At 69.3% G+C, this 22393-nt stretch carries 19 protein-coding genes and 1 riboswitch; of the genes, 11 read left to right on the top strand and 8 right to left on the bottom strand.

Translation table 11 applies throughout. The annotated features are described in order from the left end of the window. Positions 1-197 precede the first annotated feature (197 nt). On the bottom strand, positions 198-1616 hold the full coding sequence (locus J7E88_RS08230) for a family 2B encapsulin nanocompartment shell protein (protein WP_215178775.1): 1419 nt from the start codon (positions 1614-1616) through the stop codon (positions 198-200). A gap of 147 nt (positions 1617-1763) precedes the next feature. Here J7E88_RS08230 and J7E88_RS08225 point away from each other — a divergent pair, with 147 nt between their 5' ends. Next, positions 1764-2726, top strand: coding sequence for a 1-aminocyclopropane-1-carboxylate deaminase/D-cysteine desulfhydrase (locus tag J7E88_RS08225; RefSeq protein WP_215178773.1), 963 nt, complete (start codon positions 1764-1766; stop codon positions 2724-2726). On the opposite strand, the gene J7E88_RS08220 is transcribed toward J7E88_RS08225, so the two are convergent. Next, positions 2708-4303 carry a Na+/H+ antiporter gene (locus tag J7E88_RS08220; RefSeq protein WP_215178771.1) on the bottom strand — a complete coding sequence of 532 codons (1596 nt, stop codon included), beginning with the start codon at positions 4301-4303 and terminating at the stop codon, positions 2708-2710. The two genes, J7E88_RS08225 and J7E88_RS08220, sit on opposite strands and share 19 nt — an antisense overlap. Positions 4304-4347: 44 nt before the next feature. Here J7E88_RS08220 and J7E88_RS08215 point away from each other — a divergent pair, with 44 nt between their 5' ends. The 3 genes from J7E88_RS08215 (at position 4348) to J7E88_RS08205 (ending at position 6236) form a co-directional block, all read left to right on the top strand. Next, positions 4348-4608: a UBP-type zinc finger domain-containing protein gene (locus J7E88_RS08215; RefSeq protein WP_215178769.1), complete on the top strand. Its 261-nt coding sequence runs from the start codon at positions 4348-4350 to the stop codon at positions 4606-4608. A 246-nt stretch (positions 4609-4854) separates the two neighbouring features. Next, positions 4855-5268 carry an anti-sigma regulatory factor gene (locus J7E88_RS08210; RefSeq protein WP_018845530.1) on the top strand — a complete coding sequence of 138 codons (414 nt, stop codon included), beginning with the start codon at positions 4855-4857 and terminating at the stop codon, positions 5266-5268. Between the two features lie 23 nt (positions 5269-5291). Then, complete coding sequence (locus J7E88_RS08205) at positions 5292-6236, top strand: RNA polymerase sigma factor SigF (RefSeq protein ID WP_251022275.1); 945 nt, start codon at positions 5292-5294, stop codon at positions 6234-6236. 160 nt (positions 6237-6396) lie between these two features. Here the strand turns inward: J7E88_RS08205 and J7E88_RS08200 are convergent, their stop codons facing one another. Continuing rightward, positions 6397-6822 (bottom strand): hypothetical protein, encoded by a 426-nt coding sequence (locus J7E88_RS08200; protein ID WP_215178765.1) that lies wholly within the window; start codon positions 6820-6822, stop codon positions 6397-6399. Between the two features lie 70 nt (positions 6823-6892). Here J7E88_RS08200 and J7E88_RS08195 point away from each other — a divergent pair, with 70 nt between their 5' ends. Together J7E88_RS08195 and J7E88_RS08190 are read left to right on the top strand one after the other, a co-directional pair. After that, complete coding sequence (locus J7E88_RS08195) at positions 6893-7861, top strand: diacylglycerol kinase family protein (RefSeq protein WP_215178764.1); 969 nt, start codon at positions 6893-6895, stop codon at positions 7859-7861. 317 nt (positions 7862-8178) lie between these two features. Further along, the gene (locus tag J7E88_RS08190; protein WP_003953983.1) at positions 8179-8436 is read left to right on the top strand and encodes a WhiB family transcriptional regulator; all 258 of its coding nucleotides are present in this window, start codon (positions 8179-8181) and stop codon (positions 8434-8436) included. A gap of 195 nt (positions 8437-8631) precedes the next feature. Here the strand turns inward: J7E88_RS08190 and J7E88_RS08185 are convergent, their stop codons facing one another. The 5 genes from J7E88_RS08185 to J7E88_RS08165 form a co-directional block, all read right to left on the bottom strand. Then, positions 8632-10107, bottom strand: coding sequence for a sensor histidine kinase (locus J7E88_RS08185; RefSeq protein ID WP_215178996.1), 1476 nt, complete (start codon positions 10105-10107; stop codon positions 8632-8634). Between the two features lie 508 nt (positions 10108-10615). Then, a complete protein-coding gene (locus J7E88_RS08180) occupies positions 10616-12163 on the bottom strand; it encodes a glycoside hydrolase family 3 protein (protein WP_215178763.1) in 1548 nt (515 codons plus the stop codon). A 9-nt stretch (positions 12164-12172) separates the two neighbouring features. Next, a complete protein-coding gene (locus J7E88_RS08175) occupies positions 12173-13030 on the bottom strand; it encodes a carbohydrate ABC transporter permease (protein WP_215178762.1) in 858 nt (285 codons plus the stop codon). Further along, complete coding sequence (locus tag J7E88_RS08170; protein WP_215178761.1) at positions 13027-14022, bottom strand: carbohydrate ABC transporter permease; 996 nt, start codon at positions 14020-14022, stop codon at positions 13027-13029. The genes J7E88_RS08175 and J7E88_RS08170 overlap by 4 nt, the downstream gene beginning before the upstream one ends. A gap of 79 nt (positions 14023-14101) precedes the next feature. Then, on the bottom strand, positions 14102-15385 hold the full coding sequence (locus tag J7E88_RS08165; RefSeq protein ID WP_215178760.1) for an extracellular solute-binding protein: 1284 nt from the start codon (positions 15383-15385) through the stop codon (positions 14102-14104). A gap of 284 nt (positions 15386-15669) precedes the next feature. Here J7E88_RS08165 and J7E88_RS08160 point away from each other — a divergent pair, with 284 nt between their 5' ends. The 5 genes from J7E88_RS08160 to J7E88_RS08140 all read left to right on the top strand — a co-directional run bounded on the left by J7E88_RS08160 (position 15670) and on the right by J7E88_RS08140 (position 22385). After that, on the top strand, positions 15670-16434 hold the full coding sequence (locus J7E88_RS08160; protein ID WP_215178757.1) for a GntR family transcriptional regulator: 765 nt from the start codon (positions 15670-15672) through the stop codon (positions 16432-16434). A 225-nt stretch (positions 16435-16659) separates the two neighbouring features. Then, on the top strand, positions 16660-16941 hold the full coding sequence (locus J7E88_RS08155) for a DUF3311 domain-containing protein (RefSeq protein ID WP_215178755.1): 282 nt from the start codon (positions 16660-16662) through the stop codon (positions 16939-16941). Continuing rightward, a complete protein-coding gene (gene mctP / locus J7E88_RS08150; protein WP_215178753.1) occupies positions 16938-18566 on the top strand; it encodes a monocarboxylate uptake permease MctP in 1629 nt (542 codons plus the stop codon). Before J7E88_RS08155 ends, mctP begins: the two co-directional genes overlap by 4 nt. 171 nt (positions 18567-18737) lie before the next feature. Beyond that, positions 18738-18871: riboswitch (cobalamin riboswitch) on the top strand. A 137-nt stretch (positions 18872-19008) separates the two neighbouring features. Beyond that, positions 19009-21369, top strand: a complete 2361-nt coding sequence (locus J7E88_RS08145) for a ribonucleoside-diphosphate reductase subunit alpha (protein ID WP_215178752.1) — start codon at positions 19009-19011, stop codon at positions 21367-21369. Continuing rightward, on the top strand, positions 21369-22385 hold the full coding sequence (locus J7E88_RS08140) for a ribonucleotide-diphosphate reductase subunit beta (protein ID WP_215178751.1): 1017 nt from the start codon (positions 21369-21371) through the stop codon (positions 22383-22385). Before J7E88_RS08145 ends, J7E88_RS08140 begins: the two co-directional genes overlap by 1 nt. Positions 22386-22393: the final 8 nt, after the last annotated feature.

Here is a 22393-nt window from a genome sequence, read left to right as displayed (position 1 = left end):
CGCCTCAGTGTCCTCTGGCGGAGCCACGAGGGCACTTCGACAACGCGGCGTGTGTCCTCTCCCGTGCCTGAAGGGCAACGGGAGTGGCATCGCCCGGGGAGCGCCCCCGGGCGACGCCCTGGGGCGCGTCGTGGCGGCCTCGGCCACGACGCGCCGGACACTCGCCCAGGGCGCGCCCCGGGTGCGGCACATGGTGGTCAGCGCGGGCGGCTCACCTCCACGTTCTCCAGGACGCCGAGGGCGTCGGGGACGAGCACGGCGGCCGAGTAGTAGGCCGTCACCAGGTACGAGATGATCGCCTGCTCGTCGATACCCATGAAGCGCACGGACAGGCTGGGCTCGATCTCGTCCGGAATGCCGGTCTGGTGCAGTCCGATCACGCCCTGGTCGGCCTCGCCCGTACGCATGCAGATGATGGACGTCGTCCGGGCGTCCGAGATCGGGATCTTGTTGCACGGGAAGATCGGCACGCCCCGCCAGGCCGGCACATGGTGGCCACCGATCTCCACATGGTCGGGCACGAGACCTCGCTTGTTGCACTCGCGCCCGAAGGCGGCGATGGCGCGCGGGTGGGCGAGGAACAGCTTGGAACCGCGCCGCCGCGAGAGCAGCTCGTCCATGTCGTCCGGGCTCGGCACACCATCATGCGGCTGCAGCCGCTGACCGTAGTCGCAGTTGCTGAGAAGGCCGAACTCGCGGTTGTTGACGAGCTCGTGCTCCTGGCGCTCGCGCAACGCCTCGACGGTCAGCCGCAACTGCTGCTCGGTCTGGTTCATGGGCTGGTTGTAGAGGTCGGCGACACGGCTGTGCACCTTCAGAACGGTCTGCGCGACGCTCAGTTCGTACTCGCGGGGAGCCGCGTCGTAGTCGACGTAGGTGTGCGGGACGACGGCCTCACCGACATGGCCCGCCGACAGGTCGATCGCCGCTTCGCCGTACGTGTTGGTCCGCTGGTGGGGCAGCGTGGCAAGGCCCGCCAGATGGGTGCGCAGCGACTCCGCGCGGTCGGCGAGGTTGAACACGTCGTCCCTGGTCAGCACGAGCACCGTGCAGGCCGTCGCCGCGCGGGCGGTGTACCGCCAGACCGCTTCGCGGTCCGTGAGGGACTGATCGCCGAAATACGCGCCGTCCGCGAGGACTTCGACCACGGCCTCGTCCCCGTAGGGTCCCTCGCCGACCTGCTCGACCCGGCCGTGCGCGAGCAGATAGATCCGGTCCGCCGCGTCCCCGCCGGTGGCCAGCACCTCGCCGGGCGCGAACTCCCGCTGGTAGCACCGCTGTGCCAGCTCCGTGAGCGCCGCATCATCACCGAAATCGCGCAGCGCCGGCAGCTCGCCCAGCTCGGCGGGAATGACCGTGACGCGGTCGCCCGTCTGCACAAATGTCACCCTGCCGTCGCCGACCGAGTAGGTCAGGCGCCGGTTCACTCGGTACGTACCGCCCTGCACCTGCACCCAGGGCAGCATGCGCAGCAGCCACCGTGAGGTGATCTCCTGCATCTGCGGGACGGACTTCGTGGTGGTCGCGAGATTCCGAGCGGCTGCGGTGCCGAGACTCTGCTGGGGACCCTGCTCCCGGACGTCCACGCCGACGGGACCTACCGAACCGACCGTCATGTAACTCCCTCTCGATCACGGGTCTGACCTGCGAGAGAAAGCCTTCCAGCGCAGTACGTCACGGCGCCATTACACAAATGAGTGGGACTGGATCGCCCCGACCGGGGCAGCGGCCGGATCGCTCGCACATCCGGCGACAATGAGGTCATGACCGGGCAGACCTTTGACCTTGACGCCGTGCTGCGGCCCCGGCTGCCCTCACCGCTGCAGCCCGTCGCGGACGAGCGGTTCGACCGCTACGGGGTGCGGCTGCTGCTCAAGCGCGACGATCTGATCCACCCCGACCTGCCCGGGAACAAGTGGCGCAAGCTCGTCCCCAATCTGCGCGCCGCCGCCGGCCGTACGGTGCTCACCTTCGGCGGCGCGTACTCCAACCATCTGCGCGCCACCGCGTCGGCGGGCCGTCTGCTCGGCTTCCCCACGATCGGTGTCGTACGGGGTGACGAACTGGCCACGCGCCCGCTGAACCCGTCGCTGCGCCGCTGCGCGGACGACGGCATGCGCCTGCTGTTCACCGACCGCGCCACCTACCGAGCGAAGGACGACCCCGCCGTGCTCGCACGGATCCTGCGCGACGCCGGAACCGGGACCGCGGCGGGGCTCCGGTCGGACGATGTGTACGTGGTGCCCGAGGGCGGCAGCAACGCAGCGGCCGCGCACGGCTGCCGGGAGCTCGGCCGTGAGTTGCGCGACCTCGACGAGGACATCGACGTCGTCGCCGTCGCCTGCGGCACGGGCGGCACGCTCGCCGGTCTTGCCGCGGGCCTCGGCGCGGACCAGCGCGCCATCGGCTTCCCCGTCCTGCGCGGCGGCTTCCTCGGCGACGCGATACGCGCGCTTCAGACGGCGGCCTTCGGCGGCCCGGCCGGTGACTGGTCGCTCGACGACCGCTTCCACTTCGGCGGCTATGCCCGCACGAGCCCCGGACTCGACGCATTCGCCGGGGACTTCGAGGAGCGGCACGGGCTGCCCATGGAGCGTGTCTATGTCGCCAAAGCGCTCTATGGACTCAGCGTGCTCGCCGCCGAGGGCGCCTTCCCCTCCGGCACCACTGTCGCGGCCGTGGTCACCGGCCAGGAGAACCGGTCGGCTCAGGCCTCCTCGCGGTAGGCCGCCGCCTCTTCCAGGTCCAGCCGGCGCAGCAGCGTGCGCATCATCTCGTCGTCGATCCGGCGCCGGTTGCGCAGCTCGACGAAGACGTCGCGCTCGGCGGCGATCATCTCCCGGGCCAGGCGCCGGTAGGTGTCGTCGGCGGACTCCCCGGTGATCTCATTGACCGTGCCGAGCCGCTCCCACACGGAGTGACGCCGGCGCTCCAGCACGGTGCGCAGCCGGTCGGCCAGGGGCTGCGGCAGGGCGTTGCGCTCGTCCGTGAGGAGTTCCTGAAGCCGCTGTTCGGCGGCGGCGGACGCCTCGCTCTGCGCCTGGGCCTCGGCGAGCGTCTCGGCCTGCACGTCGCGTCCGGGCAGCTTCAGCGCGCGGATGAGCGGCGGGAGGCTCAGGCCCTGCACCACGAGGGTGCCGATCACGGTGGTGAAGGTGAGGAAGAGGACGAGGTTCCGGGCGGGAAACTCCTCGCCGTCGGCCATGGTCAGCGGGATGGAGAACGCGATCGCCAGCGACACCACCCCGCGCATGCCGGCCCAGCCGACGATCAGCGGAGCCCTCCAGGTGGTGTCCGGCTCACGCTCCCGGATGCGCTGGGACAGCGCGCGGGGCAGGAAGGTCGCCGGGTAGACCCAGACGAAGCGCACGACGACGACGGTGACGAAGACCCCGGCGGCGTACCACAGGGACTCGCCCACGCCGTACTCCCCGAGCCCCTCCACCACGAACGCCAGCTGCAGTCCGATCAGTGCGAACACCACTGACTCCAGCACGAAGGAGACCATCTTCCACACCGCCTCCTCCTGGAGCCGGGTCGCGAAGTCGACCTGTGAGGAGTGGTGGCCCAGGTAGAGCGCGACGACGACCACCGCGAGCACTCCGGAGGCGTGGACCTCCTCGGCGGCGGCGTAGGCGATGAACGGGATGAGCAGGGACAGCGTGTTCTGCAGGAGCGCTTCCTTCAGGCGGGTGCGCAGCCAGTGGATGGGGATCATCAGGACCAGCCCCACGCCGATGCCGCCGAGCGAGGCGAGCGCGAACTCCCCCAGGCCCCCGGCCCAGCTCGCGCCCTCGCCGATCGCGGCGGCCAGCGCCACCTTGTACGCGGTGATCGCGGTGGCGTCGTTCACCAGGGACTCGCCCTGGAGGATCGTGGTGACGCGGCTGGGCAGCCCGAGCCTGCGGGCGATGGCCGTCGCGGCGACCGCGTCCGGCGGTGCGACGACCGCGCCGAGCACCAGGGCGGCGGTCAGCGGCAGATCGGGCACGATCAGGTACGCCAGGTAGCCGACGGCCAGCGTCGCGAAGAGGACGTAGCCGACGGAGAGCAGCGCGACCGGGCGGATGTTGGCGCGCAGGTCGAGGTAGGAGCTGTCCAGGGCGGCGGTGTGCAGCAGCGGGGGCAGCAGCAGCGGCAGCACGATGTGCGGGTCGAGGTGGTAGTCGGGGACGCCGGGCACGTACGAGGCGATCAGCCCCGCCGCCACCAGCAGCAAAGGCGCCGGGACCGGAGTCCGGCGGGCGGCGCCCGCGACCACGGCGCTCGCCGCGATGAGTCCCACCAGTGGCAATGCTTCCATCACACCGACCTCGTGTCCGTCACCTGCGTCGTAATCTGGCAATCATGAGCGAGTGCGCGCATGTAGCGGAACTGCCACTGCCCGAGCCGGTGCCACTGAGCGAGACGTGCCCGGAGTGTCTGGCGGTGGGCAGTCACCCTGTCCAGCTGCGACTGTGTCTGGTCTGCGGCCACGTGGGCTGCTGCGACTCGTCGCCGCTGCGGCACGCGAGCGCGCATTTCCACGAGACGGCGCATGCGGTGATGCGCAGTTTCGAGCCGGGGCAGAAGTGGCGGTGGTGCTTTGTGGACGGTTCGATCGTCTGACGCGTGGGTACGTCAACCATCCCCTGGTTCCGCGCAATTGGGTGGCGCAGACCTCTAGCCACTGTCCGTGCTCATATGCTTACCATGAGTGACAGTTGTCAGCTCGGGGGTCCCCGGCGACACGGCACCATGGATCGCGATAGCGTCGCCAGGCCAGTATCGGCTACGTAATCGACTACGTACCGCATGGCCGCGGGTCCTTTGGCCCGTGGCCCAGAAAGAGCTTGTGCCACCTTGGAGGTGAGGGTGTCCCAGATCGCAGGCGAGCCCGGGACTCAGGACTTCGTGGAAGTCCGGCTGCCGGCTGCGGGTGCCTACCTGTCCGTGTTGCGTACGGCCACGGCCGGTCTCGCAGCGCGCTTGGACTTCACCCTCGACGAGATCGAGGATCTGCGGATCGCGGTCGACGAGGCGTGCGCGATCCTGCTCCAGCAGGCCGTTCCCGGGTCAGTGCTGAGCTGTGTGTTCCGGCTCGTCGACGACTCGCTGGAGGTGACGGTCTCGGCGCCCACGACCGACGGCCGGGCCCCGGAGCGCGACACATTCGCCTGGACGGTGCTCTCGGCACTGGCCGGCAAGGTCGACTCCTCGGTCGCCGACGACCGTACGGTCTCCATCAGCCTGTACAAACAGCGCGGCGCGGGACCCGGGCCGGCGTGAGCAACGGAAACGGGGATGGTCCGATGCGGGAGGACGAGGAGCGTGGCCCCCGGGTGCTGAGCGCGTCTGCCGGCATCCCGGAGCAGCACGCACGGCCGCACCCGGTGGTGGACGAGCCCGACGGCCGGACGGCCTCGGCGGAGCAGGCGCGGGCAGATCAGGCGGACCGTATGAGCGAGCACGAACACGGGCACGAGCGGCATCACCACGACCTCCACGACCGCAGCGGGGCACGGGCGATGTTCATAGAGCTGCGCGAGCTGCCCGAGGGAGCGCCGGAGCGGGCGGAGCTGCGCAATCAGCTCGTGCGCATGCATCTGCCGCTCGTCGAGCATCTCGCACGGCGCTTCCGCAACCGTGGCGAGCCGCTGGACGACCTCACGCAGGTCGCCACCATCGGTCTGATCAAGTCGGTGGACCGGTTCGACCCGGAGCGCGGCGTCGAGTTCTCGACGTACGCGACGCCGACAGTGGTGGGCGAGATCAAGCGCCACTTCCGCGACAAGGGCTGGGCGGTCCGGGTGCCGCGCCGGCTGCAGGAGCTGCGACTCGCCCTGACCACGGCGACGGCGGAGCTCTCCCAGCAGCACGGCCGCTCACCGACGGTCCACGAGCTGGCCGAGCGCCTGGGCATCTCGGAGGAGGAAGTGCTGGAGGGCCTGGAGTCGGCGAACGCGTACTCCACGCTGTCCCTGGACGTCCCCGACACGGACGACGAGTCGCCGGCGGTGGCGGACACGCTCGGCGCCGAGGACGAGGCGCTGGAGGGCGTCGAGTACCGCGAGTCGCTGAAGCCGCTGCTGGAGGACCTGCCGCCGCGCGAGAAGCGCATCCTGCTGCTGCGCTTCTTCGGCAACATGACGCAGTCGCAGATCGCGCAGGAGGTGGGCATCTCCCAGATGCACGTCTCCCGGCTGCTGGCCCGCACGCTGGCGCAGCTGCGGGAGAAGCTCCTCGTCGAGGAGTAGCGGGTCAGAGGTCCGGGCGGGCTGCGGTGCGGGACCACACCCGTACGCAGCCCGCCCGTGCGTTGCCCGCAGATCTGGCAGCGCTCCCGGGGCGTCGGCCCGAGCCGCAGCGCTCCCCGGGGCGCGTCAGTCCTGTGCCGCAGGGCTCCCCCGGGGCGCGTCAGTCCTGAGGTGCGCCGATGCCCAGGGCACGGGCCGTCGTCGGGCTGACCAGCAGCACCAGGCCCGTCACGGCGACCGTCGCCAGTACGATGCCGAGCGGGATCAGCCCGCCGGAGGCGCGCAGGAGGGTCCAGGCCGGGATGAGGGCGATCAGCTGCGTGATGATCGCGGGGCCACGGCTCCAGGAGCGGCGGCGCAGCAGCCCGCGGGCCGCTAGCAGCGGGATGACGGCGAGGGCGATCAGTGTCACACCGCCGGTCTCCGCCTGGGCGGGGTCGTCGGGCCGGCCCAGCAGGCCCATCACGAGCATGTACACACCGCCGGCGACGAGCGCCAGCCCCTCGGCGGCACAGACCGCGGCCGCGGCCGTGAGGCGGGGCGGGCGGGCGCTTCGGGGGGAGGAGGTGGGGTCGTCGCTGCTCACCCCTGCAGGGTAGCCGTCACGGGAAGCCCGGGGCTGGGCCAGGTACCCCCCAGTAGGTACGCTGCATCGCATGCGCGCACTTCTCGTGGTCAATCCGGCAGCAACCACCACCAGTGCCCGCACGCGCGATGTGCTGATCCACGCACTCGCGAGCGAGATGAAGCTCGAGGCGGTCTCCACCGAGTACCGCGGGCACGCCCGCGACCTCGGCCGCCGGGCCGCGGAGTCGGACGACATAGACCTCGTCGTGGCGCTCGGCGGCGACGGCACGGTCAACGAGGTCGTCAACGGGCTGCTCCACCACGGCCCCGATCCCGAGCAGCTGCCCCGCCTCGCCGTGGTGCCCGGCGGCTCCACGAACGTCTTCGCCCGCGCGCTCGGCCTGCCGAACGACGCGGTCGAGGCGACCGGCGCCATCCTGGACGCGCTGCGCGACCGGACCGAGCGAACGGTCGGTCTGGGGCTGGCGGCCGGCACTCCGGGCACCGAGGACGAGGGTGTGCCGAAGCGCTGGTTCACCTTCTGCGCCGGGTTCGGGTTCGACGCCGGCGTCGTGGGACGGGTCGAACAGCAGCGGGAGAGGGGCAGACGCTCCACGCATGCGCTCTACATCCGCCAGGTGCTGCGTCAGTTCCTCGAAGAGCCCCACCGCAGACACGGCACGATCACTCTGGAGCAGCCGGGGGCGGAGCCGGTGACGGACCTGGTGATGTCCATAGTCTGCAACACCGCTCCCTGGACCTACCTGGGCAATCGTCCGGTGTACGCGTCCCCGAGGGCTTCCTTCGACACCGCTCTCGACGTGCTCGGACTCTCGAAGTTGTCGACGCCGGCCGTGGCCCGTTACGCGTCCCAGCTGCTGATGTCGAGCCCCGAGCGCGGCCCGCACGGCAAGCACGCCGTCACGCTCCATGATCAGACCGACTTCACCTTGCATTCAAAGGTCCCACTGCCCCTCCAGATGGACGGCGACCACCTGGGGCTGCGCACAAGCGTGACGTTCACAGGCGTACGCCGTGCACTGCGTGTGATTGTGTGACCGGAAGGACCGAAAGTCCTTTATCTCGAACGTACGGGCTGGCTTCCACCCCATAGAAGTACGGCTGTGACCTAGTCGACACCGAGGAATCAAAAAAAACTTTCCGGAAGGGGTTGTATCCGCCGCCGAGGTTTGCGAATCTCTACATGGCGATCGGGACGGCCCGCAACATCGGCCCCACAGACCGCCGGAACCCCTCCACGAATCCAGGACCCAACGCCGGGCAACTGGCGACGGCCCTTCCCTTGCGGGGGGATTCGTGAAAGCGTTCACATTCACAAGCACCCGCATGTAAATACCAAGGAGAGGTAGCAGCCATGGACTGGCGTCACAACGCCGTTTGCCGCGAGGAAGACCCCGAGCTCTTCTTCCCCATCGGCAACACCGGTCCTGCGCTGCTGCAGATCGAGGAAGCCAAGGCCGTCTGCCGCCGCTGCCCCGTCATGGAGCAGTGTCTGCAGTGGGCGCTCGAGTCCGGCCAGGACTCCGGCGTCTGGGGTGGCCTCAGCGAGGACGAGCGTCGCGCGATGAAGCGCCGTGCCGCTCGCAACCGGGCGCGTAACGCCAGCGCCTGACGCCCCCTGCTACGAGCCTGAGCCGGCGGCGCGTGCAGCGAGCACGCACTCACCGCCTTCGAGCCGCAGCGCGCAGTACCCCCGATGCGCATCGCGAATGCGAGCAACGAGCTTCGAGCCCCGGACCGTGTGACACGGTCCGGGGCTCTTCGCTGTGCGGGGCCCGGCGGCTGTACGAGCCCGGCGGAGAGGCCGTCAGCGCTTGTCGGATACGGGGATGTCGAGGACCACCCGGGTGCCGCGGGACGGCTGCGGGACCGGCACCATGTCGAAGCTGCCGCCCAACTCCCCCTCGACCAGGGTCCGTACGATCTGCAGCCCCAGGTTGCCCGCGCTCTTCGGGTCGAACCCCCCGGGCAGACCGCGACCGTCGTCCTGGACGGTGATCAGCAGCCGGGGGTTCTCCGCACGCGTGTCGCCGCGAACCACGGACACCTCGACCGAGCCGTGCTCGCCCGGCGCGAAGGCGTGCTCCAGGGCGTTCTGGAGCACCTCGGTGAGCACCATCGACAACGGCGTGGCGGTCTCCGCGTCGAGAATGCCGAAACGGCCGGTGCGCCGGCAGTCCACCTTGCCCGGGGAGATCTCGGCGACCATCGCGATCACCCGGTCGGCGATCTCGTCGAACTCCACGCGCTCGTCCAGATTCTGGGACAGCGTCTCATGGACGATGGCGATCGAACCGACGCGCCGGACCGCCTCGTTGAGCGCCTCCCGGCCCTGCACGGAGTCCATACGGCGTGCCTGGAGACGCAACAGGGCCGCCACGGTCTGGAGGTTGTTCTTCACCCGGTGGTGGATCTCCCGGATGGTCGCGTCCTTGGTGATCAACTCGCGCTCGCGGCGGCGCAATTCGGTGACGTCGCGCAGCAGGACCAGGGAGCCGATCCGCACCCCCTTGGGCTTGAGCGGGATGGCCCTCAGCTGGATGACACCGCCATTGCCCTCGACCTCGAACTCCCGGGGCGCGTACCCGCTGGCCAGCTTGACCAGCGCCTCGTCCACCGGGCCGCGCGAGGGGGCCAGTTCGGCCGTGACCTGGCCGAGGTGCTGCCCGACGAGGTCGGAGGCGAGGCCGAGCCGGTGGTAGGCGGACAGGCCGTTGGGGCTCGCGTACTGCACGACACCGTCGGCGTCGAGCCGGATCAGTCCGTCGCCCACGCGCGGCGACGCGTCCATCTCGACCTGCTCGCCGGGATAGGGGAAGGACCCGGCCGCGATCATCTGGGCGAGGTCGGAGGCGGACTGGAGGTAGGTGAGCTCCAGCCGTGAGGGAGTGCGGACGGTGAGCAGATTGGTGTTACGGGCGATGACGCCGAGGACGCGGCCCTCCCGGCGCACGGGAATGGACTCGACCCGTACGGGCACCTCCTCACGCCACTCGGGGTCGCCCTCGCGCACGATCCGGCCCTCGTCGAGAGCGGCGTCGAGCAGCGGCCGGCGGCCGCGCGGGACGAGGTGGCCGACCATGTCGTCCTGGTAGGAGGTCGGGCCGGTATTGGGCCGCATCTGGGCGACGGAGACGTAGCGGGTGCCGTCGCGCGTGGGGACCCACAGGACGAGGTCGGCGAAGGAGAGGTCGGAGAGCAGCTGCCACTCCGAGACCAGCAGATGGAGCCACTCGAGGTCGGAATCGCTCAGAGCGGTGTGCTGGTGTACGAGGTCGTTCATGGAGGGCACGTCAGCGAGGGTACCCGCGGGCCGCGGCGCCGTGACGGGACCCTCGACCCGTCCGGCACCGCAGCCCGGAGTTGCCCGGCCGGCGGGTGTGCGGTCCCGGTCGGCCGTGTGGAGGTCTCGGCGCAGTCAGGGCAGAGAGAGCCGGGGACCTCGTTCCACCCTCCTGTGCGGGGGAGGGCGGAGGCTTGTGTCTGAGCTTCACTTCATTCTGGACTAGACCACTCGGGCTGTCCATGCATACGGGCCGAGTTTAGTTCCCGCGCCATACTTATGCACCGGTCAAAAGGGACGGGCGGGCCCCTCCTCGAGCCCGCCCGTCACGATCCGGCCACCACGCCTACGCGCAGTGAGCGCATCGGCGGGTCTGGGTCACCTTCGCCGGCGCTGTCGGGCGCGTCCGGGTCATGGTCGCGGGCGATCACACCTCGTCCGCCTTCAGCTGGAGCGGCAGGATCTCGTCTCCCCCGGCGCTCGCCCGGCACAGCACCGCCGGCTGCGGTCAGAGCCCGGCGCCCCTGCCGGTGACCACCTCGGCGGCAGCACGTCCGCAGACGCGGGCGGCGCCATGGGTGGCGATGTGCAGGGCTCCCCTCGGCGGGGCCCCGTTGACCCCCATCTCGACCACGACCGTGTCGGGACGGGCCGCGATCAGGGCGTCCAGGGCGTTCGCCATCCAGGGGTGCCGGTGGATGTCGCGCACCACGGCGACGATCCTTCGGTCCGCGGCGGCGGCCAGCACATCTGTCATCAAAGCGGACACATCGTCATCGCTCGCCCAGGTACCCGTCGTGGTGCCGGGCAGCAGCTCCGCGAGTTCGGCCGCGAGCCCCCAGGGCGTCTCGTCACCGACGGCGATGTTGGCGACCGGGGTGAAGGCGGCGACGTGGGGCGCCGAGGTGACCGGCTCGTACGGCTGCTTCCCCACGGTGACCCGCACGGCGCGCCGCGCGGCGAGCAGACCGATCTCCGTTTCGGAGCCGGGCGCGGTCCCCTCCTGTGAAGCCGCGCCCGGCTCTGCTGCAGCCCCCCTGGCCCGGCGCGTCCAGTCGGCGAGGGCGCGCACGCGCGCCGCCGCGTCGGCCAGCCGCTCTTCGGGCAGGTCGCCGTCCCGTACCGCTGTGACCAGCGCGTCGCGCAGCCGCAGCACGGTGTCCTCGTCGGCCAGGCCGCCACCGACGCAGATCGCGTCGGCTCCTGCGGCGATCGCGAGGACCGAGCCGCGCTCGATCCCGTACACCGACGAGATGGCCTGCATCTCCATCCCGTCCGTGACGATCAGACCCTGGTAGCCCAGCTCTTCGCGCAGCAGACCGGTGAGGATCTGTGGGCTCAGCGTCGCGGGACGATCGGGGTCGAGCGCGGGCAGCAGGATATGCGCGCTCATCACCGCTTTGGAACCCGCCGCGATGGCGGCGCGGAAAGGCACCAGCTCACGAGCGTGCAGTGTGTCGAGGTCCACATCGATCCGGGGCAGCGCGTGGTGCGAGTCGACGTTGGTGTCGCCGTGCCCGGGGAAGTGTTTGGTGCAGGCGGCGACCCCGGCGGACTGGAGCCCTTCGACGTAGGCCACGGTGTGCCGGGCGGCGAGGCCCGTCCCCGCGCCGAAGGATCGCACCCCGATAACCGGGTTGTCCGGATTCGAGTTGATGTCGGCGGACGGTGCCCAGTTGAGGTCGACCCCGCACTCGGCGAGCCGCCGGCCCAGCTCACGTGCCACGGCGCGGGTGAGCTCCACATCGTCCACCGTGCCCAGCGCGTAGTTGCCCGGGAAGGAGGAACCGGTGCGCGCCTCCAGCCGCGTGACATCGCCGCCCTCCTCGTCGATGGCGACGAGGACGTCCTCGCGCTCGGCCCGCAACCGGGCGGTGAGCGCGACCAGCTGACCGGGCGTGGTGATGTTGCGGCCGAACAGGCCGACCGCGGAGAGTCCTTCGCCGATCCGCCGCAGCAGCCAGTCCGGGGCGGTGGTGCCGGTGAAGCCGGGCTGGAGGACGGTGAGGGCGTCACGGGTGAGGGTGTCGGATGATCTCCGTACGAGAGTCGTCATGAGGAGGCGTTATCCCTTCACCGCGCCGGCCGTCAGACCCGCGGCCATCTTGCGCTGGACAAGGAGGAAAAGGATCACGATGGGGACAGCCATCATCGTGGAGCCGGCCATCATCGGGGCGTACTCGGTGCCGTTCTTGGTGATGAAGTTGCTGAGCCAGACGGTGGCCGTCTGGTTCTGCTGGCTCATCAGCATCAGCGCGTACAGGTACTCGTTCCAGGCCTGGATGAAGCCGTAGACGGAGGTCGCGACCATGCCGGGCGCGAGCAGCGGGAAGACCACGCGGACGAAGGCGCCGGCGCGGGTGCAGCCGTCGACCATCGCCGCCTCCTCCAGCTCCCTGGGGATGTTGACGATGAACCCGCGCAACGTCCACACGGTGAAGGGCAGGATGAAGGTCAGATAGGTGATGATCAGGCCGGCGAGCCTGTCGTACTGGCCGAGGTCGTTCAGTAGCAGGAAGACCGGAATGATCATCGCGACCAGCGGAATCATCTGGACCGCGAGGATGCCGACGATCACGATCTTGCGGCCGCGGAAGGCGAAGCGGGAGATGGCCAGAGCGGCCAGCATGCCGACGACGATGCCGACGAGCACGACGGCGACCGAGACGACGAGGCTTCGCCCGACCGGCCCCCAGAAGTCGGAGATCTGCAGGGCCCGCTCGAAGTTCTCGAGGGTGAACACCCTCGGGAAGAAGTGTGGGTCGGGGTCGATGGCGTCCTTGGCCGGCTTGAACGCCGTGTTCAGCATCCAGTACACCGGGAAGCCGGCGGTCACGACGACGAGCAGGCCGAGGAGGTTCCAGCCGACCTTGCTCCTGCGGGGGCGGCGGCCGGCGGCGCCAGGCGCGGTTGTCGAGGTCACTCCACCTCTCCGATCTTGAGCATCTGGCGCATGTAGACGGCTACGACTCCGAGCAGGAGGAGCACGGTGACCAGGGCGATCGCGGAACCCCCGCCGTAGTCGTTGACGACGAAGGCCTTGTCGTACGAGTAGGTGGTGAGGACCTGGAACTCGGCTTCCGGATGGCCGTTGCGCATCACGAACACCTGCGGGAAGACGCCCATGTCCCAGATCACCGACAGGGTCGCCAGCATCACGATGATGGGCTTGAGGATCGGCAGGGTCACGAAGCGGAAGACACCCCAGGCTCCGGCGCCATCCAGGCGCGCGGCCTCTTCGAGCTCCTTGGGCACCTGGGTGAGCCCCGCATTGAGAGTGATCACCACGAAGGGCACCGCGCCCCACACCACCAGCAGCATGATCACGGCGAGGCCCTGGGGGCCGCTGGCGAACCAGTTGTGCCCGATCATCTCCACACCGGGCAGCTTGTCCAGCAGCCAGTTGAACACTCCGTAGTCGGCGTCGAAGAGCCACTTGAAGATCGCGGTCGCGACGATGATGGGCATACCCCAGCTCGCGACGAGGACGATGTTGATCAGGGCCTTCATCCAGCCGGACACCCGCTGGAGCAGCAGGGCGATCAGCATGCCGAGGACCATCGTCGAGATCACCGCACCGCCGGCGAAGACGATGGTGCGCACGACGACGGCCCAGAACTCCGCGTCCCCGAGGATCTTCGTGTAGTTCTCCAGGCCGACCGACTCGGGCGCCTGGAAGCCCCACAGCTGCGGCTGACCGAACTTCTGGAAGGAGAGGGTGACCAGGCGCACCAGTGGATAGCCGAGCACCAGCAGGAGCACCAGGAGACAGGGTGCGAGCAGTGCCCACGGCACCCCCGCCCGGCTCGACTTCCGCTTGCTGCTCTGCTGCTCCGGGGCGCCGGTTCCCGCCCCCGGTGGTGGCGATTGCCGCGCCGGCGGCACCTTCGCGGTGGTTGTCTCTGCGGCACTCATCCCGTGCTCCTCAGCGGTCCCTACTCCTGGTACGGGCGGCAGGGCCCCGTCGGCGGTGCGACGGGGCCCTGCCGGAAGGTCACTTGGTGTTGATGACCTTGTCGATCGCGGCGTCCGCGGCCTTCGCGGCGTCCGCGACGGACTTCTTGCCGTTGGCGATCTCGACGAGCATCGTCTTCAGGATCTGGGCCTTCTCGACCTGGCCCCAGCCCGGAGCGGTCGGGACGAACCAGCTGGACTCGGCGGCCGTGGCGGGGACCTGGGTCTTCGGGTCGGCTTTCAGCGGGGCCAGGTCCGCCTTGTTGTTGGGCAGGTTGCCCTTGGCGATCAGGCCCTGCTGGCCCTTGGAGCCGGTGAAGGCGTTGATCCACTCGGCCGCAATGTCCTGCGCCTTGGACTTGACCGGGACGGCCAGGTCGGAGCCGCCGAGGAAGACGGGCAGGTTCTCACCGTGGGGGCCAGGCATCACGAAGCTCTCGAGCTTATCGCCGAGCTTGCCGACCTTGTCGTTCTTCGGGTCCGCGGCGGTGGCGCCCTCCCACGCGGCGGCGAAGATGGCCGCCGCGTTGCCCTGGCCGAAGACGACCGGGCGGTCGGCCTCGTCCTTGGTCTTGTCGCCGTGCATGTACTTGTCGACGATCTCCTTGTAGACGCCCAGGCCCTTGAGGGACTCGGGCGAGGAGAGGTTCGCCTTCCAGGTCTCGCCGTCCTGCTTGGCGATGGAGCCGCCGGCGTCGTAGACGAACGACATCGCGGCGTACCAGTCCGGCGAAGGCTGGTACCAGGCGCTGAACTTGTCGCCCTTCTTCGTCTGGATCTTGTCCAGCGCGGCGGTGAGCTCCGCCCAGGACTTCGGAGCGGTCTTTACGCCCGCTTCGGCGGCGATGTCCTTGCGCCAGGTGCCCACGCGGCCGCCGGCGTAGTAGGGCACGCCGTAGGTCCTGCCGTTGTAGGTGACGGAGTCCTTGAGCGCGTCCAGCCACTTGTCGGAGTTGTCGTACTTCGCCGGGTCGACCTCGGCGAAGGCGCCCTTGGCCATGTAGCCGATCATCTCGGAGTTGCCCATCTCGACAACGTCCGGCGCCTTGTCCGTGGCGAGCACGGCGTCCAGCTTGGCGTTCTTGTCCGGCCAGCCGTAGTACTCGTGCTTGATCTTCAGGCCCGGGTGCTTCGCGATGACGGCGTCGTCGGCTGCCTTGACCAGCTCCGGCCAGTTGTTCTGCGCGTCGACCGTGAGCCAGACCGTGATCTCTTTGGCGTCGCCGCCACCGGCGTTGTTCCCGCTGGTGTCCGAGTCGCCACAGGACGCCAGGCCGATCATCATGCCAGCGACACCGATCGCTGCGATGAGCTTGCGCTTCACGTCATCCTCCTCAGGGATGCCTGCCACCCCCCGCCCGCCGTGAAGGCATACGCCGATCAATGCTCGTGGGCTGGGACCTGATCTTTAATGGTTTAGACCAGTACCGGGGAGCTTGGCCTAGACCTTTAGGGGTGTCAAGGGTGTATAAGAAGGGCAGTCGCGTCCGTTATCGGACCGACACCTGAGGGAGGGCGACGACCCGTGACCGGTCCGTGCCACCATGTGAGCCGCTACAGACGGAGGAGCCGGTGACGGCAGGAGCACAGCAGTCGGGAAGGCGGGCCATGACCAAGGACGGGGGCGGCACCGAAGCCGAGGGCGGGGCACAGACCCGCACCGCGCGCGTGCCCAAGTACTACCGGCTGAAGAGGCACTTGCTCGACATGACCGAGACGCTGCCGCCCGGCACGCCGGTACCGCCGGAGCGCACGCTCGCGGCCGAGTTCGACACCTCGCGCACGACCGTGCGCCAGGCTCTCCAGGAGCTCGTCGTCGAGGGCCGGCTGGAGCGCATCCAGGGCAAGGGCACCTTCGTCGCCAAGCCCAAGGTCTCCCAGGCCCTCCAGCTCACCTCGTACACCGAGGACATGCGGGCCCAGGGCCTGGAGCCCACGTCTCAGTTGCTGGACATCGGATACGTCACAGCCGACGACACGCTGGCGGGCCTGCTCGACATCTCGGCCGGCGGGCGGGTGCTGCGCATCGAACGCCTCCGGCTGGCCAGCGGCGAGCCCATGGCGATCGAGACGACGCACCTGTCGGCCAAGCGCTTCCCGGCGCTGCGCCGCTCGCTCGTCAAGTACACCTCGCTCTACACCGCCCTCGCGGAGGTGTACGACGTCCACTTGGCCGAGGCCGAGGAGACGATCGAGACCTCGCTGGCCACGCCGCGCGAGGCGGGCCTCCTCGGCACGGACGTGGGCCTGCCGATGCTGATGCTCTCGCGCCACTCCCTGGACGCCCAGGGCGAACCGGTGGAGTGGGTGCGCTCGGTGTACCGCGGCGACCGCTACAAGTTCGTCGCGAGGCTCCAGCGGCCCAAGGACTGAAGGCCGCGGTTCCGGCTGAAATCGCGGTCCGGCCGAACCCGTGGTTCCACCTGACAGGGTGTCCGACATGGCGTCGCAGCGTGTTGCGACGCCATGTCATGTTTTGCGCAGCCATGGCGCGAAGTCGTTGCCGTACCGATATGCGGACGGGGGGTGACGAGGCTCGAACGGCTCGCCTAGATTTCGTGCGCATTACACAGGTGACCAGTGAGGGGACGGAGCCGCATGTCAGCAGTGCCCGAGGCACCGGACGCGCCTGAAGCGCCCGAAGCGAAACAACCGGTCGTCACACCGGTGCGCGTGATCATCGCCCTCTGCCTGTTCGCGCCCTTCGTGGCGATGCTCTGGGTCGGTTCCTACGCGAAGCTCGAGCCGACCTTCATCGGCATGCCGTTCTTCTACTGGTACCAGATGCTCTGGGTTCTGGTGTCGACCGTGCTGACGATGATCGCCTACAAGCTGTGGCAGCGTGACCAGCGCGCTCGCAAGGGGGGTGCGTCCCAGTGAAGGACGGCGTGAACGGCGTCGCACTCGGCGTCTTCATCTTCTTCTTCGTGGCCGTGACGGTCATGGGCTTCCTGGCCGCGCGCTGGCGCAAGGCCGAGAACGAGCACAGCCTCGATGAATGGGGCCTCGGCGGCCGGTCGTTCGGCACCTGGGTGACCTGGTTCCTGCTCGGCGGCGACCTCTACACCGCGTACACCTTCGTCGCCGTCCCGGCGGCCATCTACGCGGCGGGCGCGGCCGGCTTCTTCGCCGTGCCCTACACGATCCTCGTCTACCCGCTGATCTTCACCTTCCTGCCGCGGCTGTGGTCGGTGTCGCACAAGCACGGCTACGTCACGACCTCGGACTTCGTCCGCGGACGCTTTGGCTCCAAGGGCCTGTCGCTGGCCGTCGCCGTCACCGGCATCCTCGCCACCATGCCGTACATCGCGCTCCAACTGGTCGGCATCCAGGCCGTGCTCGACGTCATGGGCGTCGGCGGCGGCGAGGACACCAACTGGTTCATCAAGGACCTGCCCCTGCTGATCGCCTTCGGTGTGCTCGCGGCCTACACGTACTCCTCCGGCCTGCGCGCCCCGGCGCTCATCGCGTTCGTCAAGGACACGCTGATCTACATCGTCATCGCGGTGGCGATCATCTACATCCCGATCAAGCTGGGCGGCTTCGACGACATCTTCGCCAAGGCCGGAGAGGCGTACAGCCAGATCAACCCGGCGACCGACAAACCCCGCGGTGCGCTGGTGCCCGGTGAGTTGGGCCAGTGGGGCTATGCCACCCTGGCGCTCGGCTCGGCGCTCGCGCTCTTCATGTACCCGCACTCCATCACGGCGACGCTCTCCTCGCGCAGCCGTGAGGTGATCCGCCGCAACACCACCATCCTGCCGCTGTACTCGCTGATGCTCGGCCTGCTGGCGCTGCTCGGCTTCATGGCCATCGCCGCGGGTGTGAAGGTGACCAACGGTCAGCTCGCCATCCCGCAGCTGTTCGAGAACATGTTCCCGGACTGGTTCGCGGGCGTCGCGTTCGCCGCGATCGGCATCGGAGCACTGGTCCCCGCGGCCATCATGTCCATCGCCGCGGCCAACCTGTTCACACGGAACATCTACAAGGACTTCCTCAAGCCCGACGCGACCCCGGCTCAGGAGACCAAGGTCTCCAAGCTGGTCTCGCTGCTGGTGAAGGTCGGCGCCCTGGCCTTCGTCCTCACCATGGACAAGACCGTGGCGATCAACTTCCAGCTGCTGGGCGGCATCTGGATCCTGCAGACGTTCCCGGCCCTGGTGGGCGGCCTGTTCACCCGGTGGTTCCACCGCTGGGCGCTCATCGCCGGCTGGGCGGCCGGCATGATCTACGGCACGGCCGCCGCGTACGGTGTGGCCAGCCCGACGCAGAAGCACTTCGGCGGCTCGTCGGCCGAGATCCCCGGTATCGGCGAGATCGGCTACATCGGACTCACCGCGTTCGTGCTGAACCTCGTCGTCACCGTGGTCCTCACCTTCGTCCTGAAGGCGCTCAAGGCCCCCGACGGCGTCGACGAGACCAGCCCGTCGGACTACACGGCCGACGCGGGAGACCCGGGCGTCAAGACCGAGCTGCCGCCGGCCACGGCGGGTGCCACGCACTGACGCCGCACCCACTCCGCGCACAACCGCGCACCGAAGGGCCGTCGCATCTCCCGCACGGGAGGTGCGACGGCCCTTTTCCGGTACACGCCGCACAACTCTTGCGGTGCACGCCCGACAACGCCCCTTCACAGCTGGACACAACATGTGGGGGGTGACGCAACTGGCCGCCCCCACATGTATGCTCATGCTCGCTGTCGCCGCAGGGGAATCCGGTGCGAATCCGGAACTGTCCCGCAACGGTGTGATCCGGTGCGCTTCGCCGTATCCGACAAGTCCGAGGACCTGCCGACGGTGCATCCGGCTCGACCGAACCGGGTGCCGAGACGTCCGGGCCTCGCGGTTGGGCCGGTGGGCGCCATCAGTCGTGCTGCCCGTACGCGGATCCGGCGACCGAATGGCCCTGCCCTCCGCCGGCCCAGAGCCGAGCGAGGGAGAGCACCACATGACCATCGCGCCAGCCGATCCGGCTTCAGGCACCGCAGACCGGACCGCGGACGGTCCCGGGACCGCACTTCTGCGGACCCTGACGGACCTCACCGCCGATCTGCCCGACGCCGACCCCGGCAGGGTCGCCGCAGCCGCGCTGCGCGGCCGGCACGCCGGATCCGACGCGGCCGAACTGCGCTCCCTCGCCACCGACGCCGCCGCCGGCCTCATCTCCGAGGACCCGGCGTACTCCCGTCTCGCCGCCCGGCTGCTGACCCGCACCATCGCCGACGAGGCCGCGGGCGAGGGCGCCGTGTCGTTCTCCGCCTCCATCTCCGTCGGCCACCGCGAGGGCCTGATCGCCGACCGCACGGCGGCGTTCGTGGCCCGGCACGCCGCCAGGCTCGACGCACTGATCGACCCGGCCGCCGACGACCGCTTCGGCTACTTCGGCCTGCGCACGCTCTACAGCCGCTACCTCCTGCGCCACCCCATCAGCCGTCAGGTCATCGAGACGCCACAGCACTTCATGCTGCGCGTCGCCTCCGGCCTCGCCGAGGACGACAGCACCCGTGCGGTGGACGAGGTGGCCGACCTGTACGGCCTGATGAGCCGGCTCGACTATCTCCCCTCCTCCCCCACGCTCTTCAACTCCGGCACCCGCCACCCCCAGATGTCGTCCTGCTACCTGCTGGACTCACCCCTCGACGAACTCGACTCGATCTACGACCGCTACCACCAGGTCGCGCGCCTGTCCAAGCACGCCGGCGGCATCGGGCTCTCGTACTCCCGCATCCGCGCCCGGGGTTCGCTGATCCGCGGCACCAACGGCCACTCCAACGGCATCGTCCCGTTCCTCAAGACCCTCGACGCCTCCGTCGCCGCCGTGAACCAGGGCGGCCGGCGCAAGGGCGCCGCCGCGATCTACCTGGAGACCTGGCACGCGGACATCGAGGAGTTCCTGGAGCTGCGGGACAACACCGGTGAGGACGCCCGGCGTACGCACAACCTCAACCTCGCGCACTGGATCCCCGACGAGTTCATGCGGCGCGTCGAGGCCGACTCCGACTGGTCGCTGTTCTCACCGGCCGACGTGCCCGAACTGGTCGACCTGTGGGGCGAGGCGTTCGACGCCGCCTACCGCCGGGCCGAGGCCGCCGGCCTCGCCCGCCGGACCATCCCGGCACGCGACCTCTACGGCCGCATGATGCGCACGCTCGCGCAGACCGGCAACGGCTGGATGACCTTCAAGGACGCCTCCAACCGCACCGCCAACCAGACCGCCGAGCCCGGCCGCGTCGTGCACTCCTCGAACCTGTGCACCGAGATCCTGGAGGTCACCGACGACGGCGAGACGGCCGTCTGCAACCTCGGCTCGGTGAACCTCGGCTCCTTCGTCAGCGGCGGGGACATCGATTGGGAGCGGCTGGACGCCACCGTCCGCACCGCGGTCACCTTCCTCGACCGGGTCGTCGACATCAATTTCTACCCGACCGAGCAGGCCGGGCGCTCCAACGCCAAGTGGCGGCCCGTCGGGCTCGGCGCCATGGGTCTCCAGGACGTCTTCTTCAAGCTCCGGCTGCCCTTCGACTCGGCCGAGGCGCGTGCGCTGTCCACCCGCATCGCCGAGCGGATCATGCTCGCCGCGTACGAGGCGTCCTGCGACCTCGCCGAGCGCAACGGCCCCCTGCCGGCCTGGTCCCAGACGCGCACGGCGCGCGGTGTTCTGCACCCGGACCACTACGGCACCGACGTGGCACTGAACTGGCCGGAGCGCTGGGCGGCCCTGCGCACGCGCATCGCCTCGACCGGCATGCGCAACTCGCTCCTCCTCGCCATCGCCCCGACGGCGACGATCGCCTCGATCGCGGGCGTGTACGAGTGCATCGAGCCGCAGGTCTCCAACCTCTTCAAGCGCGAGACGCTGAGCGGGGAGTTCCTCCAGGTCAACGGCTACCTGGTGGAGGACCTCAAGAAGCTCGGCGTGTGGGACGCCCAGACCCGCGAGGCGCTGCGCGAGTCCAGCGGCTCGGTGCAGGGCTTCACCTGGATCCCGGCCGAGGTGCGTGAGCTGTACCGGACGGCGTGGGAGCTCCCGCAGCGCGGCCTGATCGACATGGCCGCCGCCCGTACGCCGTTCCTGGACCAGTCGCAGTCGCTGAACCTGTTCCTGGAGACCCCGACCATCGGCAAGCTGTCGTCGATGTACGCGTACGCCTGGAAGCAGGGCCTGAAGACCACGTACTACCTGCGCTCGCGCCCGGCGACGAGGATCGCCCGCGCCGCCCAGGCGACGATCCCCGTGCAGGCGGCACCCGACCCCGACGCCGTCGCCTGCTCCCTCGAAAACCCCGAGTCCTGCGAGGCCTGCCAGTAATGCCCGAGAACACCGTCAAGAACCTGCTCGACCCGGGCTTCGAACTGACTCTCCGTCCGATGCGCTATCCGGACTTCTACGAGCGCTACCGGGACGCCATCAAGAACACCTGGACGGTGGAGGAGGTCGACCTCCACTCCGACGTCGCCGACCTGGCCAAGCTCTCCCCGGGCGAGCAGCACATGATCGGCCGGCTGGTCGCCTTCTTCGCCACGGGCGACTCGATCGTGGCCAACAACCTCGTGCTGACGCTCTACAAGCACATCAACTCCCCCGAGGCGCGGCTGTACCTGAGCCGCCAGCTCTTCGAGGAGGCCGTGCACGTCCAGTTCTATCTGACGCTGCTCGACACCTATCTGCCCGACCCGGAGGAGCGCACGGCGGCCTTCGCGGCGGTGGAGAACATCCCGTCCATCCGCGACAAGGCGCAGTTCTGCTTCCGCTGGATGGACTCGGTGGAGAAGATCGACCGCCTGGAGACCAAGGCCGACCGCCGCCGCTTCCTGCTCAACCTGATCTGCTTCGCGGCCTGTATCGAGGGCCTGTTCTTCTACGGCGCCTTCGCCTACGTCTACTGGTTCCGCTCGCGCGGCTTGCTGCACGGCCTGGCGACCGGTACGAACTGGGTGTTCCGCGATGAAACCATGCATATGAACTTCGCGTTCGAGGTAGTGGACACCGTCCGCAAGGAGGAGCCCGAGCTCTTCGACGACGAGCTCCGGCAGCAGGTCACGGACATGCTCGCGGAAGCCGTCGAGGCCGAGCTGCAGTTCGGCCGGGACCTGTGCGGCGACGGACTGCCGGGCATGAACACCGAGTCGATGCGCGAGTACCTCCAGTGCGTCGCCGACCAGCGCCTCACGCGCCTCGGCTTCGCCCCGGTGTACGGCTCGCAGAATCCGTTCTCCTTCATGGAGTTGCAGGGCGTCCAGGAGCTGACGAACTTCTTCGAGCGCCGCCCTTCGGCGTACCAGGTGGCGGTGGAGGGCTCGGTCGCCTTCGACGACGACTTCTGATCCCCTGC

Source organism: Streptomyces sp. ISL-10, assembly GCF_018614575.1.
Classification (GTDB): domain Bacteria; phylum Actinomycetota; class Actinomycetes; order Streptomycetales; family Streptomycetaceae; genus Streptomyces.
The sequence above is the reverse complement of the archived record's forward strand: the minus strand, read 5'-3'. Positions and strand labels throughout refer to the sequence as shown.